Origin of the sequence: Corynebacterium tuberculostearicum, from assembly GCF_022347385.1 — a bacterium.
In the GTDB taxonomy this organism is placed as follows: Bacteria; Actinomycetota; Actinomycetes; order Mycobacteriales; family Mycobacteriaceae; genus Corynebacterium; species Corynebacterium tuberculostearicum_M.
Window position 1 is genome coordinate 1 of the sequence record NZ_JAKRDT010000016.1, and the last position, 14,554, is coordinate 14,554.

Annotated in this window: 12 protein-coding genes, 1 tRNA gene and 1 pseudogene; 8 read left to right on the forward strand and 6 right to left on the reverse strand. The window is 57.4% G+C overall.

Features of this window, described 5'->3' with window-relative positions; genetic code table 11:
- Window positions 1–155: 155 nt before the first annotated feature.
- From MHK00_RS09055 to MHK00_RS09065, 3 genes and pseudogenes are all read left to right on the forward strand, one after another.
- Window positions 156–602 (forward strand): annotated as a pseudogene (locus MHK00_RS09055) (transposase); the annotation flags it as partial.
- Window positions 603–992: 390 nt separating this feature from the next.
- Entirely contained in the window at window positions 993–1,721 is a 729-nt protein-coding gene (locus MHK00_RS09060) for an ABC transporter ATP-binding protein (RefSeq protein ID WP_200435262.1), read from the forward strand.
- Window positions 1,722–4,265, forward strand: coding sequence for an ABC transporter permease (locus tag MHK00_RS09065; RefSeq protein ID WP_250411439.1), 2,544 nt, complete (start codon window positions 1,722–1,724; stop codon window positions 4,263–4,265).
- A gap of 55 nt (window positions 4,266–4,320) precedes the next feature.
- Here the strand turns inward: MHK00_RS09065 and MHK00_RS09070 are convergent, their stop codons facing one another.
- The 5 genes from MHK00_RS09070 to MHK00_RS09090 form a co-directional block, all read right to left on the reverse strand.
- Window positions 4,321–6,630, reverse strand: coding sequence for a bifunctional lysylphosphatidylglycerol flippase/synthetase MprF (locus tag MHK00_RS09070; protein ID WP_250411441.1), 2,310 nt, complete (start codon window positions 6,628–6,630; stop codon window positions 4,321–4,323).
- Entirely contained in the window at window positions 6,617–7,819 is a 1,203-nt protein-coding gene (locus MHK00_RS09075) for an alpha/beta hydrolase (RefSeq protein ID WP_250411443.1), read from the reverse strand. Before MHK00_RS09075 ends, MHK00_RS09070 begins: the two co-directional genes overlap by 14 nt.
- Before the next feature lie 61 nt (window positions 7,820–7,880).
- The gene (locus MHK00_RS09080; RefSeq protein ID WP_150850471.1) at window positions 7,881–8,240 is read right to left on the reverse strand and encodes a fluoride efflux transporter FluC; all 360 of its coding nucleotides are present in this window, start codon (window positions 8,238–8,240) and stop codon (window positions 7,881–7,883) included.
- Window positions 8,237–8,539, reverse strand: coding sequence for a fluoride efflux transporter family protein (locus tag MHK00_RS09085; RefSeq protein ID WP_049360965.1), 303 nt, complete (start codon window positions 8,537–8,539; stop codon window positions 8,237–8,239). The genes MHK00_RS09080 and MHK00_RS09085 overlap by 4 nt, the downstream gene beginning before the upstream one ends.
- A gap of 10 nt (window positions 8,540–8,549) precedes the next feature.
- A complete protein-coding gene (locus MHK00_RS09090; protein ID WP_250411445.1) occupies window positions 8,550–9,971 on the reverse strand; it encodes an alanine/glycine:cation symporter family protein in 1,422 nt (473 codons plus the stop codon).
- Window positions 9,972–10,104: 133 nt separating this feature from the next.
- Between MHK00_RS09090 and pgm the strand changes: the two genes are divergently transcribed.
- The 4 genes from pgm (at window position 10,105) to MHK00_RS09110 (ending at window position 13,137) form a co-directional block, all read left to right on the forward strand.
- On the forward strand, window positions 10,105–11,721 hold the full coding sequence (gene pgm, locus MHK00_RS09095; protein WP_250411447.1) for a phosphoglucomutase (alpha-D-glucose-1,6-bisphosphate-dependent): 1,617 nt from the start codon (window positions 10,105–10,107) through the stop codon (window positions 11,719–11,721).
- A gap of 16 nt (window positions 11,722–11,737) precedes the next feature.
- Window positions 11,738–12,202: a MauE/DoxX family redox-associated membrane protein gene (locus MHK00_RS09100; protein ID WP_250411449.1), complete on the forward strand. Its 465-nt coding sequence runs from the start codon at window positions 11,738–11,740 to the stop codon at window positions 12,200–12,202.
- A gap of 54 nt (window positions 12,203–12,256) precedes the next feature.
- Entirely contained in the window at window positions 12,257–12,988 is a 732-nt protein-coding gene (locus MHK00_RS09105) for a DsbA family protein (protein WP_250411451.1), read from the forward strand.
- Between the two features lie 76 nt (window positions 12,989–13,064).
- A tRNA-Ala gene (locus MHK00_RS09110) sits at window positions 13,065–13,137 on the forward strand.
- Window positions 13,138–13,189: 52 nt separating this feature from the next.
- On the opposite strand, the gene MHK00_RS09115 is transcribed toward MHK00_RS09110, so the two are convergent.
- Window positions 13,190–14,098 carry an NAD(P)/FAD-dependent oxidoreductase gene (locus tag MHK00_RS09115; RefSeq protein ID WP_250411453.1) on the reverse strand — a complete coding sequence of 303 codons (909 nt, stop codon included), beginning with the start codon at window positions 14,096–14,098 and terminating at the stop codon, window positions 13,190–13,192.
- A gap of 79 nt (window positions 14,099–14,177) precedes the next feature.
- On the opposite strand from MHK00_RS09115, the gene MHK00_RS09120 reads away from it, so the two are divergent.
- Window positions 14,178–14,552, forward strand: a complete 375-nt coding sequence (locus tag MHK00_RS09120) for a DUF805 domain-containing protein (RefSeq protein WP_250411455.1) — start codon at window positions 14,178–14,180, stop codon at window positions 14,550–14,552.
- Window positions 14,553–14,554: the final 2 nt, after the last annotated feature.

A 14,554-nucleotide genomic window follows, 5' to 3' on the forward strand; every position in this document is an offset into this window, starting at 1 on the left:
CATGAGCGATCGGGCGCTCTGACTCGATTACCAAGTTCGCGGCTTCACGCCGGTACTCCGGCGTGTACTTCTTGCGCTGTTGACTCACAATGAACATCCTCTCCTACGGACACAAGATCCGCACAAATAGGGTGTCCACTAAACGAGGGTAACCTCACCTTGCCACAGTCATTGACACGTATTCACGTAAACTTGCAGGTTATGCACTCGCAGACCACATGCGGGTCTCACTAGTTATCGATGCTCTAGCCCACGCACACGGCGTGCGCGGCAGTCTTGACGGGACTATTTTCCATTCCGATCACGGCAGCGTGTACACCTCACAAGCCTTTAGGAACTACTGCTCGTCGTGAGGTGTGCGCCAGTCCATGGGCGCGGTTGGAACGAGTGCCGATAATGCCCTGGCAGAATCCTTTAACGCCACCTTAAAGCGGGAAGTGCTGCGTGATCGGAAAGTCTTTGACAACCCAATTAGCTGTCGTCAAGAGGTCTTCCGGTGGTGCATGCGCTACAACACGCGCAGGCGGCACTCCTGGTGCAATCTCGTAGCTCCTGATGTCTTTGAAGCCGAGACTTCGGCTATACTGACCACAGCAGCATAGCTAGCCCCCGATGTGTCCACTTTCCGGGGGTCGGGCCCTCACCACAACATCAAAACCGACCGTCGAGTCCACTACATCCTCGACCCCATCACCGGTACCATCGCCTGGCTCCATAACGACGGAACATACCAATTAGACCAAGCCACCGGACCACTAGCGACTACCCAAACCCTCTGGAACTACACCTGGGCACAATACCTCGCACTACAACAACAAAAAACAAAGAGAAAGGCAGCAACACAATAGGTTGATAGCATCCGGAGCACGGTTGTGTGAACGATCGTGCCTCGCTTTAATGTGCAGTTTTCCTCCTCTGGGATGATGTTTGCCGTCGTTCAGGGTAGTTAAACTATAAGAGGTAATTTCCCATTTACAAGGAGAATTTGTCTTATGACTGATGCTGCGGCTCGCGCCGTTGACTTGTTCAAGCAATACGGAAGCGATGACACAGCCGTTGTGGCCCTAGATCATGTATCCATTGAATTCGGCAAGAACGAATTCACTGCGATCATGGGCCCATCGGGCTCCGGTAAGTCGACGCTAATGCACACGATGGCTGGTTTGGATTCCGAGACTTCCGGCTCGGCGTTTATCGGCGATACCGATATGTCGGCGCTCAACGACAAGGACATTACGGCGCTGCGCCGTGATCGGCTGGGCTTTATTTTCCAGTCCTTTAACCTTGTTCCTACGCTGACAGCCGCGGAAAACATTACGTTGCCGACCGACATTGCAGGAAAGAACGTCGATAAGCAGTGGTTCGAAGAGGTAACTCGCCGCTTAGGATTGGCAGAGCGCTTGGAGCACCGCCCAGCTGAGCTGTCCGGTGGTCAGCAGCAGCGCGTCGCCTGCGCACGCGCATTGGTTTCCCGTCCAGAGATCATTTTCGGCGATGAGCCTACCGGCAATTTGGACTCCAATTCTTCGGCCGAGGTGCTCGATATTTTGCGCACTGCGGTGGATAAGGACAACCAAACCGTGGTCATCGTGACGCACGATGCCAAGGCGGCGTCGTACGCGGACCGGGTGGTATTCCTTGCTGACGGCAAGCTTGTGAACGAGTTGCACAATCCGACGATGGAAGCCATTCACCAGGTAATGGCGGAGATTGAGGGCTAAATGGCACGCGGAAATGCAATGCGCAGGGTGTCCCTGCGCAATATCGTGGCGCATAAGTTGCGCCTTGGGCTGACAATTCTCGCGGTGGTTTTGGGCACGGCGTTTATTGCCGGTTCGTTTATGTTCACCAATTCGCTGAAGTCTACGTTTGACTCCGCCGTGGATAATCAATTCCATGGCGTGGATGCGGTGGTGAGCCAAAAGGACGATAACGGCGGGAAGCTGGATGAAAAGCTTCGCCAGAAGTTGGCCGACGATAAAGATGTCAAGAACATCAACATCGCGGATTCTGAGACTGTCGTCGCAGCCAATGAGAACTCGGAGGCCTATCAGACTCAGGGCGGTACGGCCAGCGTTGTCCCGTTTTATCCAGAGGATAAGGTCGTTGGCGGTGCCGATAAGCTGAAGGAGGGCGAGGAGCCGAGCGGTAAGGACGAAGTCCTTGTCAATTCCTCCGCGGCGGATAAATATGGAATCTCCGTGGGACAAAAGCTCATTGTGGTTCACCCCGATGAGCAGGATATGGTTACCGTTTCTGGTATCTCGGAGCCCGCCGTCGACCAGGGCGAGAGCATCGTACTGAGCATGGCTGAAAAGGATTACCTGGAGCGCTACGGTGATCCGAGCCAGCTCAAGGTCTCGGCAGCCGATGGCGTGGATGCGAATGCCTTGGTGGATCACCTGAACGAGAAGTATGAAGTCAAGGCGGAGTCGGGTGAGCGCCTGGCTGAGGAGACCTCGGAGATGATGTCCTCTGCCTTGAAGTTCATCAATTACTTCCTCATCGCGTTTGGCCTGATTGCGCTGTTGGTGGGCACCTTCATCATTGCTAATACTTTCTCGATGATTGTCGCGCAGCGCACCAAGGAGTTCGCTCTCTTGCGTGCGCTGGGTGCTTCCCGTCGCCAGATCACAAACTCGGTGGTGGTGGAGTCTGCCATTGTTGGTGTTCTGGGGTCCATTGTCGGCGTGGTTGCCGGTATGGGTTTGGTCGCAATCATTAAGGCAGTAATGAGCGCGCAGGGAATGCCTCTCGATGGCGGCTTGGGCCTGAGCGTTTCGGCAATCGTAGTTCCAATCATTTTGGGCACTATCGTGACGGTTGTATCCGCGTGGGCTCCGGCACGGCGCGCGGGCCGGGTGCAGCCGGTGGAGGCAATGCGCACTACCGAATCTGCTTCCGGAAACTCCCTGAAGGTACGCACGATTTTCGGTGCCATTATCTTGCTGGTGGGCATTGTTGCGGCGTTGGCAGGCGTGCTTTCCGACGCCGAGACGAACGTCCGCGCCATCCTCGTCGGCTTCGGCGCATTCGGCGTCATCGTGGGATTCTTCCTGGCCGGCCCTGCTTTGTCGCTGCCTTTGGTGCCGACGGTGGGCAAGGCAATCGGGGCACCGTTTGGCGCTATTGGTTCACTGGCGGCGACCAACTCGCGTCGCAATCCGCGCCGTACGGCAGCCACCGCCTTTGCGCTGACCTTGGGCGTGGCCCTAGTGACCGCCATTGGCATGCTTGGCGCAACTATGAAGTCTTCTGTGGCCGATACTGTGGAGCAGAACATCACCTCCGATTACCTCCTTTCTGGCCCTAGCTCCGGTGAATTCCCAACACCGAAGGACACTGGTAAGCGTGCGGCTGAGGCCGAGGGTGTAGATAAGGCCATCACCATCGGTATGGCTCCAGTAACCGTGGATGGTCAAGCATCGATGGATTATGGTCCGCAATTCCAACAGACGATGACCGCGGATGGTGATCCATCGTCGATGATTGCGCTCGACATGGTAGAGGGCGATGCCAACTTGGATAAGGGATTCATTGCTACCGAAGACTTTGCCAAGGAACACGGCTGGAAGGTAGGAGAGACCTACAAGGTTACTTCTGCGGAAAAGGACAAGAAGGCCGAGGCCAAGTTGGTCGGTACCTTTAAGCCCACCGATGTGGTCCAGAATATGGTGCTTTCGCAGGATGTGGCGGAAAAGGTCGCACCGAAGAAGTCCTTTACCGTCCAAATGGTGGGCGTCTTGGGCAAGGAAGGCTATGACAAGGAAGAGCTGCGCCACAACCTAGAGGACTCGGTCAAGGATTTGGTCGTGGTTCAGGTTAATTCTGGCGAGGAGTATGCGGGCCAGGCGGCTGGCTTTATCGACCAGATGCTTTCCATTCTGTATGGCCTGCTTGCCCTAGCAGTGATTATCGCCGTGCTGGGAATTGTCAATACCTTGACCCTGGGTGTTATTGAGCGACGCCAGGAGATTGGCATGTTGCGTGCCGTGGGTACGCATCGCCGCCAGATCCGCACGATGATCACTCTTGAATCGGTGCAGATTGCGCTCTTCGGCGCGGTGATGGGCATCCTTATCGGCCTCGGCTTGGGCTGGTCCTTCATCGAGATCCTCGGTGATGAGGGATTGGATTCCGCGCAGATTCCGTGGGCGATGGTGCTCATTATGCTCGTAGGCTCGGCCATCGTCGGCATTATCGCGGCCGTCTGGCCGTCGAACCGTGCGGCAAAGACGCCGCCATTGGAGGCAATCGCGGACTAGCCTAATAAGCCTAAGGTCTCCCTTCTTGGTACAAAGAAGGGAGACCTTATTGTATTTACGCGGCCATCCAAGCCCTGACCGCCGATACCGCATCCTTGGTTTTCATATCCGGCAGGTAGGCATGCATGGTGGCCAATGCGATGGAAGGAAGTTTCAGTTCATCGTGGTAACAGAGGTACCACGGGTGCTCCTCGGGTTGGAATTTGCGCTTGCTGGCCGCTAGGGTGCGGAATCCATAGAGCGGTTCGACTTCCTCACCGATGCGGTTGAGGGCGATGTCGAGCCAGCTAGGCTCGTCTGGTTGTCCGGCAAGTGGGGCGCCGGAAAGGGAGATCCAGCCGAGGTCTTCGTCATGAGCGATGAGCATCGCTTCTGAGATGAGGAGCTCGATGACGCCTTTGAAGCCGTGCTCATTGCGGCGCATGACGTCGAGAACGTAGCCGACAATGGCACCATTTTCGTATACCGGCATCCAGCTGGTGACACCGTGTAGAGTGCCGTCGGCGGACTCAGCCAGCAGGAGCCGAGTGCCGTCCACCATCATTTCCTCAAGACCGCCGAGGGTAAAGCCCATTTCAGGGAGGGCTTTGTCAGAGACCCAGTCCTCGCTCAGCGCGGTGATGCGGGCGATGGAGGCGATATCCAGCTCCTTCCAGGTGGTCCACCGTGTCGTGATGCCTTCCTTTTCTGCTTTGTTTCGTGCGGTGCGCACGTTTTGGAATTTCTTCCCCTTGAACTCTACGGATTCGCAGTTGAGTACGGCTTCTTCTGCGACCTGGAGGCGTTTTAGCTCCGGGTGCGCGTCAGCGAATTGTGCATTGACGGAATACCACGCGACGGCCCAGCCTTGCTCGGCGGCGAATTGTTCAAATTCGGAGCTGATATCGAGGCCGACGGGGGCGCCCAGCGTGAGGGCAATGCCATTGGAAACCCGGTACGCCACGTAGGAATCACCGTGGAAGAAATACCGGTTGGATTTCCACAGGGTCATAAAAGATAGGTGATCGCCGGTACCGGCTTCGAGTAAGCGGCGCGCGGTGTCGCGATCGGACTCTTGGGCTGGGTCAACAGGACGGGAAAATCCGAGGTAGAGCCGTATAGCTACGAGGAGCCAGAAAGCATTTCCTACCCACTCGTAGATGAACCAAGAAATCATGGTTGCTGGTGCGACGTGGTGGGGGAGGATGAGCGCGACGACGGCCGGTACGAAGCGCAGTGGGGTTTCTGCAAGGATCGCCGCGAGGTTCGCCGGGGGTACGGTGTTGTGCAACGAGGCGGTGAGGATCCACAGGCCCGCGCCGATGGCGGCGGCAAGTATGGCGAGGGTGACCGTCCGAGTGAAGAATGCGCGGTTTTCGTGGGTGTGAAACAGTGAGCGGTTAATTAGCAGCATGAACAGTGTCAGTAGCCAAGGCAAGAGGACGAGCACGAGGTTGGGCAGGAGATAACTCAGGCGGGCGTCATCCCAAAGCTGGTAGGTCAACAGGGTGATGGCAAGTACCTGGGTAATGACCGCCATCCACCACGCGAGCACGCGGCCGCGGGTAAGACCAAAGCACACCACTAGCTGGATGATGAACGGCATGATATTGGCTACCACGGCGCCGATGCCTTGGGCGCGGGCGAGATCGACTGCCGCGGTGCAACTGGCAGAAGTGACCGAATCCGCGCAGGACTGGGTGGCCTCCAAAGCGGATAGATGTGGGGTCCAAAGGAGCTGCGTGATTTGGGAGAACGGGCCTTCTGCCATTGGATCGAGGGCTACGAACGCAGGCCCGATGGCCACGCAGGCGACGCCAACGGCGAGGAGCACTCGGCGCTCCCTGATGGAAGGCGGTGCGGGTTCGGGCTTAAAGAGAAGTTGGCCCGCCGTAATGGAAAGTGCGGCGGCAACGATGCCGAGGACATCGGACATGGTGCCGGAATAGAGCACAAAGGTAGCGGTAAGCACGATAAGCGAGATGCGTAGCCGGCGGCGCCACAGGCGGGGTAGTAGGGCGGAAGCAAAGCCAGCGGCACCGGCGATGAAACCGATTGGGGTGAGGAAGGTATCGCTAAGGAGATCATTGCCCCACCGGTTCAGCCCTGCGGTCTCGATTCCGCGGGCAAGGACGATGGATAGGGGCACAGTAATGAGCTGAGAGGTAATTCCCACCGCCAACGTGCGCAGGGAGCCCAAGCGCCATTCTGCGGGAACGAGCCACAACAGGATAAGGACCGACAAGATGATAGCGCCGCCAGGGTGCGCGGTAGTCAGCGCCAACCAGTGAGAGGTGGGGAAGTCCACTAGGTGGAGCGCCCACATGATGACTAAGACGGCCAGGGAAACAGGAAACCTGGTCAGGATGGTTTTAAGAACGGACATCGTTGGCTCCAATTCCGTCGAAGGGATCCTTAATCGCGGTCATGCCACCGCGGCTAGCGGCCCAAGCGAAAGATTCGCGCAGGGCTGGGCGCCACACCTGAAAGGAGTGGCCGCCGGGTCGGGTGCCAAAGTAGGTTTTCATGCCGGCAGCGCGGGCGGCATCGGAAAGCGAACGCAAAGCATTGACCGAAGCAGTGTCCTTATCGCCAGCGATGAAGATGGCCTGGGTAGAGAAGTGCTTGTGGGCGAGCAGGTGGGCGGGGTCTTGGTCATTGAAGGCGGATTCGTCCCCGGCGAAGAATCTCTTCACCGTCGCCGCGTGGTTGCCAATGGTGGGCTCAGCCTCGCCGGAAATGTCGATGATGGAACCATAGGCTTCGGGGCGGTTGGTGGCGATCTGTAGGGAGCAGGTGCCGCCGTAGCTTAATCCGCCCACCGTCCAGGTGCGCTGATCCGGGTTGACTTTGAATTTTTGTTTAATGGCCTGTGGTACGTCCTGGCTGAGGTAGGTCATTACCTTAGCCTGGGAGCTATCGGCGCAAATGGGGTTGGCGGTTTCAGAGCCGGTGGCGTCCACAGCTATGACGATGGGGCTGTGGCCCCCGTTAGCCGCCTGGAATTGGTCTGCAGTTTCGGCCGCCTCGCCCGAACCGAACCACTGATCTGGGCCGCCCGGGTTGCCGTGCAGGAGCACGATGACAGGCAAGGTGTGGTCCGTCCAGTATGCCGGCGGAATATACGCCGTGGCTTGCCGAGCGGCGAAATGGGAGGTGGTGCCGGGAAGATCCACATGGACGATGGCTGCACCAGACTTGGTGTGGGAAAACTCTTCGTAGCTCATTTCCTTTGCCACAGGGCGCGGGTCAAGGGACGCAATATCTGGATAGGTTTGGTATTCCATGTTGACGATGCCGACCGTGGCCAAAAGGGAAAAGATTCCGACGGTGACCGTGACAATCTTAGGTTTGCGTACCAGCGCCGCCACGGGGACGAAGGCGGCGAGGAAGATGTACCACGGTACTTGCCAGTGACGGAGTAGGAACCAAGCAATAATGCACAGCAAGGCGGCGATGACCAGTGGCCACACCTTGCGTTGGAGGAGAATGATGATGGCCGCAATCGCGAGGATGGCGTAGAAGATCACGCCATTGATGGGATCCGCCAAAGGCAGATTCAAAAGGAAACTCACGCGAAAAATATTAGGCCTGAGCGGGCCAAAAGTAACTGCTAGTTAGCTGGGAGTTTACCCTTTAAATCCCGTGATAAATGCGGGCCGCCCAGATGGTGCCGCGCCAAGCTAATACGATGCCGAGCCCGATGGTCCAGAAGAGATACTTGCTAAGCCGCCACCATTGCCTGCGTTTGATCATTTCTCCTAGTTCCTTGGCCAGCGTGGACCAGGTGGACAGGCCACCTGCAAGGCCGAGGGCGAGGAAGGGGTGGATGAGGGGGACGTCGGCAAGCTGGGCGAAACCATAAGCCAGGCCGAGGGCGAGGGAACCCAAAATATTCGCCACGAAGGTGCAGTAGGGGGCAGGTAAAAGCCGGGTAAAACCATAGCGGAGGCTGCCGCCTATGAAGCCGCCGAAAAGGACACAAAGAAGATTCATCGCAGCTTGTCACCTGCCAGGTAGCCGCCTACGCAGCCGACGATGGTGGCTAGGACATATGCCAGAGCAATGGTCCAGTGTGCCTCGGAAGTGAGGAAGGCGAAGGTGGCGAAGCTGGTGAAACCGCCCAGCACGCCCGTGCCCCAGAAGGGGCTGGGGCGGAAGTAGCCCATGAGCGCGCTGCCAAGGATATTGATGATGAGCAGCGGGATCATGCCGCCGCCGAGTGCTACGGAAAGCAAGTATCTGGCAGCCGCACCGAGCGCGGCGCCAGCACCCACGACGAGGAATTGAGGCATGCGCCCTATGTTACTTCCACTTCATTCCTTGGGACTTTACGAACACGCGCACCTCATCCACTGGCTTATTGAGCTTGGGGTCAAAGGCTAAGTACGCCTTGGTTTCGCGGGCCACGAGGCCGGAGAGCAGGAGCAGGCCAATGAGGTTCGGGATGGCGATGAGGCCATTGGCCAGATCGGAGAAGGTCCAGGCAAGCTCCAGCTCCGAGACGGAACCGACAAAAAGCAGGCAGGCGAAGAACATGCGGTAGGGGATGGAAGCCTTGCGTCCGCAGAGGGACTCCAGGGAACGCTCGCCGTAATAAGCCCAGGCCATGATGGTGGAAAAGGCGAAGAAAATAATGGAGAGCGAAACGATGGTGCCGCCCCAGTCGCCAGGCAATACACGGGAGAAGGCCTCGGCCGTCATAATGCCGGCTTCTTCGCGGCCCATACCCCAGGTGCCACCGACCACGATGACCAAACCGGTAATGGTGACCACAATGATGGTGTCAATGAAGGTCTGTGTCATGGAGACTAGCCCCTGGCGCGCCGGGTGTGGGGTTTTGGCGGCCGCGGCGGCGATGGCGGCGGAGCCCATGCCGGACTCATTAGAGAAAATGCCGCGGGCGACGCCGTATTGAATGGCCATCATGATGGTCGAGCCCACGAAGCCGCCGCCGGCAGCCGTGCCGGTGAAGGCATCGCTGAAGATCATGGCGAAGGCGGCGGGGATCTCGGTAGCGTGCGAGAAAATCACATAGAGTCCGCCAAGAACATAAACGATGATCATTAAAGGTACGAAGGCCGCGGTGATGCGGCCGATGGCCTGGATGCCGCCGAGGAGCACGGAGCCGACCAAGACAAAAAGGATCGCACCGGTGGCCGCCGGGGCGATGCCGAAGGTCGATTCCATATTGGTGGCCACGGCATTGGCTTGGGCGAGGTTGCCAATGCCAAAAGAGGCACAGATTGCAAAGATAGCAAAGAAGACAGCTAGCACGGAGCCGAGCGGTCCGGGGATGCCGCGCTTGAGATATTGTTGCGGGCCGCCGGACATCTCGCCCTTGGAGTCGGTGGTGCGAAAGCGTACACCGAGGTATGCCTCGGTGTATTTGGAAGCCATGCCAACCAGGCCCGTAATCCAGATCCACACCAGCGCGCCAGGGCCGCCAATAGACAGCGCAGTGGCCACGCCCACGATATTTCCCACGCCTACGGTGGCGGCAAGGGCGGTGGTCAGCGCTTGATAATTGGAAATATCTCCTTCGGTGGACTCATCGTCAGAGTCTGTGGCAAAGACGTGGCGCATCGCCCGCCCCAGCGTTCGGAACTGGAGGCCGCCCAAACGGATGGTCAGCCACAGACCTGTGCCCAACAGGAGCGGAATGAGGATGAATGGTCCCCAGACCACGGTACTGATGGCGGAGAGGATGGAATTAAGCGAGTCCATTCTGTAAAACTAGCGAACTATAGAAATGGAGTAAATTTGCCCATACCCCCAGCCGGGGGAATATTCGTCCTGCGCAATCACCGGGGAAAAGGCAAGCTATAACTATACGGACCCCAACCCCAAGGAGCACGCCATGGCCCACGAGCGCGCCGGCACCCTGGCACAACCATCGGACCTTATCGATATCGCGGAACTGGTTACCGCCTACTACACCCGCACCCCGGACGCGGAGAACCCGGATCAGCAGGTCTCCTTTGGCACCTCTGGGCATCGCGGTTCCGCACTCGACTGCGCTTTTAATGAGGCGCATATCCTGGCGATCACCCAAGCCATTGTGGACTATCGCGCGGAGCAAGGCGTTACCGGGGCAATTTTTATCGGCCGCGATGCCCATGCGCTATCCGAGCCCGCCATGGTCTCCGCCCTCGAGGTGCTGCTGGCCAATGGGCTGGAGGTTCGCGTCGATGATCGTGGCCGCTATACCCCGACCCCGGCGGTATCCCACGCAATTTTGACCAATCCCGGTACCGACGGCATTGTGATTACCCCGTCTCATAACCCTCCGCGCGATGGTGGCTTCAAGTACAACCCGCCAACCGGCGGCCCGGCCGATGCGCAGGCAACCGATTGGATTGCAGGTCGCGCCAACGACTACCTGCGCGCCGGGCTGGAGGGCGTGAAGCGGACGTCTGTCGCGGGCGTGCTGGACGAGCGCTGCGTGAAGCACGACTACGTACACAACTATGTTGCTGACCTAGAAAACGTGGTGGATATGCAGGCCATCAAGGATTCCGGCTTGCGTATCGGCGCCGATCCCATGGGTGGTGCCTCGGTGGACTATTGGCAGGCCATTGTGGAGCACTACGGACTGAATATGACCGTGGTCAACCCTGAGGTGGACTCCACGTTCCGCTTTATGACCTTGGATACGGACGGCAAGATCCGCATGGATTGTTCCTCGCCGGATGCTATGGCCTCGCTTATCGACGCCCGCTCTAACTTTGACCTCGCCACCGGCAACGATGCCGATGCGGATCGCCATGGCATTGTCACTCCCGATGCGGGCTTGATGAACCCCAATCACTACCTTGCCGTGGCTATCGAGTACCTCTTTAGTCACCGCCCGCAGTGGGGGAGCGCCGGTGTGGGCAAGACTTTGGTGTCCTCCTCCATGATTGACCGCGTGGTGAAAAGCTTGGGACGCGAATTGGTGGAGGTTCCCGTCGGCTTCAAGTGGTTTGTGCCGGGATTGGTCGAAGGCACCATTGGCTTCGGTGGCGAAGAATCCGCCGGTGCGTCTTTCCTCCGCTTCGATGGCTCCGTGTGGTCCACCGATAAGGATGGCATCATTATGGACTTGCTTGCCGCGGAGATCACCGCCGTCACCGGCAAGACTCCGTCCCAGCGTTATGCAGAACTGGCGGAGAAATTCGGTGCCCCAGCCTATGCTCGCACCGACGCCCCCGCGAACCGCGAGCAGAAGGCCATCCTCAAGAAGCTGTCTCCGGACAAGGTCACCGCAACGGAACTGGCGGGCGAGGACATCGTGGCCAAGCTGACGGAGGCGCCCGGCAACGGTGCGGCCATTGGCGGCCTGAAGGTAGCGACGGAAAATGCCTGGTTCGCCGCTCGTCCTTCCGGCACGGAAGATAAGTACAAAATCTATGCCGAGTCTTTCTTGGGTGAGGAACATCTCAAGCAAGTGCAAGCAGAAGCACAGGCAGTTGTTTCCCATGTATTAGGGGTTTAACGCTACACTCAACCTCGTGAGTAGCAAGATTAATGGGAAGCTGGTGCTAGATAGCATCAGCTTCATCGCCCGCTTTGGCATGGCCTGGGTGTGGATTGACGCCGGCGTGCATAAGCTCGGCAAAACTCTAGACATGACCCAGGCCATCAAGGGCTATGACATTTTTACGCCTGATTGGGCTCTTTACCTAGCAACGGTCATTGGCCCATTAGAAGTTATTGGTGGCGTGCTCTTGCTTCTCGGGCTGTTTTTGCGCAAGTCCTCCATCGTGGCAACCATCGTATTGCTGTTGTTTATGGTGGGCATTGCGCAAGCCTGGGCCCGCGGGTTAGATATTGACTGCGGCTGCTTTGGCTATGACACCCAAAATCCTGACCGCGGAATGGACTATGCGAAAACGCTGTTGCGCGATGCCGCGTATCTATTCCTCACTGTTTGGACTATTAAACGCCCTTTCACCAAGTTTGCTCTTCACCCCTAATGGGAGGGCAAGGTAGGCTGTATTGGTCCGAAAATTTTCAAAGGCAAGGTTCAAATGAGCAAAGTAACTGACCCGAACGATAAGGGTGGCAACGGTTTTATCTGGGGAGTCGGTGTACTTCTCGTCATCATTGCCGTTGTTATTGGCTATATCGTGTGGAATGGCAAGCAATCTGATGATGGCATCGAAGACGTCAATATGACTATGGAGTTCAATGATGGTGCTATCACGTTGAGGGGCGAGAGCGCTACGGACGATACCCCTGAGGTAGATCTGTACGAAGATTACTCCTGCCCGCACTGTGCTGAATTGGCTCAGGCTACCGACGGAGACATGAAGAAGGCTATTGAAGAGGGCAAGCTGATCGTTCATGTGCGCACCCTCAACTTCCTGGATGGCAAGGATATTGAAGGCCAGGAAGGCTACTCCACAAAGGCAGCAGCCGCTATGTCGGAGTTGGCAAAGTCCGGCGACATCAAAACCTATTGGAATTTGCGTGACTTCCTCATGCAAAACCAGCAAAGTGTTGCTAATAAGTGGGGCATCGAAGACATTGCTAACCAAGCCAAGGAGCTTGGCGCGGAAGATGATGTTGTTGAGTCCATGAAGGACGTAGACATCAAGCAGGGCAATAAGGTGGCGAAGACCAACTACGACAAGCTGGATAAAGAAACCGGCTCTGTCTCCTCGCCGCGTATTGTTCAAAATGGCAAAGATGTTCCATCCGAGAAGGATCAAAAGGCCGGCAAGAACCTGGGTGACTGGGTAGAAATCGTCACTAAGTAGCAGGCGATTTGGAGAGTTAAATACCCTCCATGTATATTTAAGCGAGTTGCAGCCCACAGGGTTGCACCTCGTTTGAGGGGCTATGGCGCAGCTGGTAGCGCACCACACTGGCAGTGTGGGGGTCACGGGTTCGAATCCCGTTAGCTCCACAATAAAAAGGAGAGGAACATTAGTTCCTCTCCTTTTTATTGTTGCGGTGGGCTAGAGCTCCGCCAGATCCTCATCGAGCATGCGCTGATCGATGGCGATGCCCACGGCCGCGCCGCTGCCCATCGCTTGCGAGACTTGGTCCGGTGAGCTGACCACATTGCCGGCCGCCCACAGGCGCGACACCGAGGTCTGGCCATGCTCTACGCTGACCCACCCGTTGGCTGATTCGCAGCCGGCATCCCGCAGCAGTGCGTCATTGGGCAGAAAATCGGGCCCAGTAAAGCATGCTTCATAGGTGTCTTCTCCAGCAGAGCTGTGCACCTTTACGCCGGTTGGAGTCGCTTCATCTGTTTGGACCTGTGTCACCTCTGCATCGACTACTTTTACGCCCAATCCGGCGAGTTGAGTGCGATCAAGATCGGTGAGCTCAAGGCCGTTGGGGTAGAAGGTCAGAGTACTCGTCCACTTAGAAAGCAGTTTGCTAATGCGGATAGTAAAAGGCGGATTCGCGCCGCCAATGAGCGCAACGTTCTTCCTTTTGACCTCGTGGCCGTGGCAATAAGGACAGTGAAAGAGGCGCGTTCCCCATAAATCACTAAGACCTGGGACATCAGGAAGCTTGTCCGTGAGGCCAGTAGCAACGAGGACATGGCGGGATTCTAGAAGCGTGCCATCGGTGAGTCCTACTTGCCACAGGGCCTGCTCGGAAGGCCGGGAGAGGCTTTCCACCGTGGCGTGGGTAACGGTGCCGCCGAATTTTTTAACCTCCGCGTGGCCCCGCTCGAGCAGCTCGGTGGGAGCTACGCCATCGAGGCCAAGGATGCCGTGGGCATGGTCACTGAAGCGATTGCGGGGAGCCCCGGAATCGATTAACTGAATATTTCGGTTAGCGCGGGCCAAGGTGATGGCGGCTGCGGTGCCGGCAAAGCCACCGCCGACGATGATGACGTCCGAGTACATTGCTCCTCCTTTATAGGAAGTGGGTAGCATGGTGCGCAGCCGAGTATATGCAGTCAACATCAAAGGGGCTCGCGCGAAAATGAATCGTGACTCCACGGGGTTCTTTACACGCGAAGCGCTCTATGGGGCGTCGCCTGTACAGGCGGTAGGCAGGTTCTTTGTAAAGTACTTCAACTTTCGTGGCCGGGCGTCCATGAGTGAGTTTTGGTGGGTCTTTGGCTTCCTCGTGCTGCTTTCTGTGTCAATCGGCATTATCGACCGGCACTTTGGCGTGGACATTGAGACTATTGCAGAGGCGGTACTTGTGATTCCAGTCGTTTCCTTGATGTGCCGGCGCTTGCATGATTCTGGGCGGACGGGCCTGTTATGCCTGATTGGGTTCATTCCCGTGCTCGGTGGGATTGCGTTGCTCTTTATGATGGCGCTGCCCACGCGCGAGCGCGCGGCGCTTTAAAA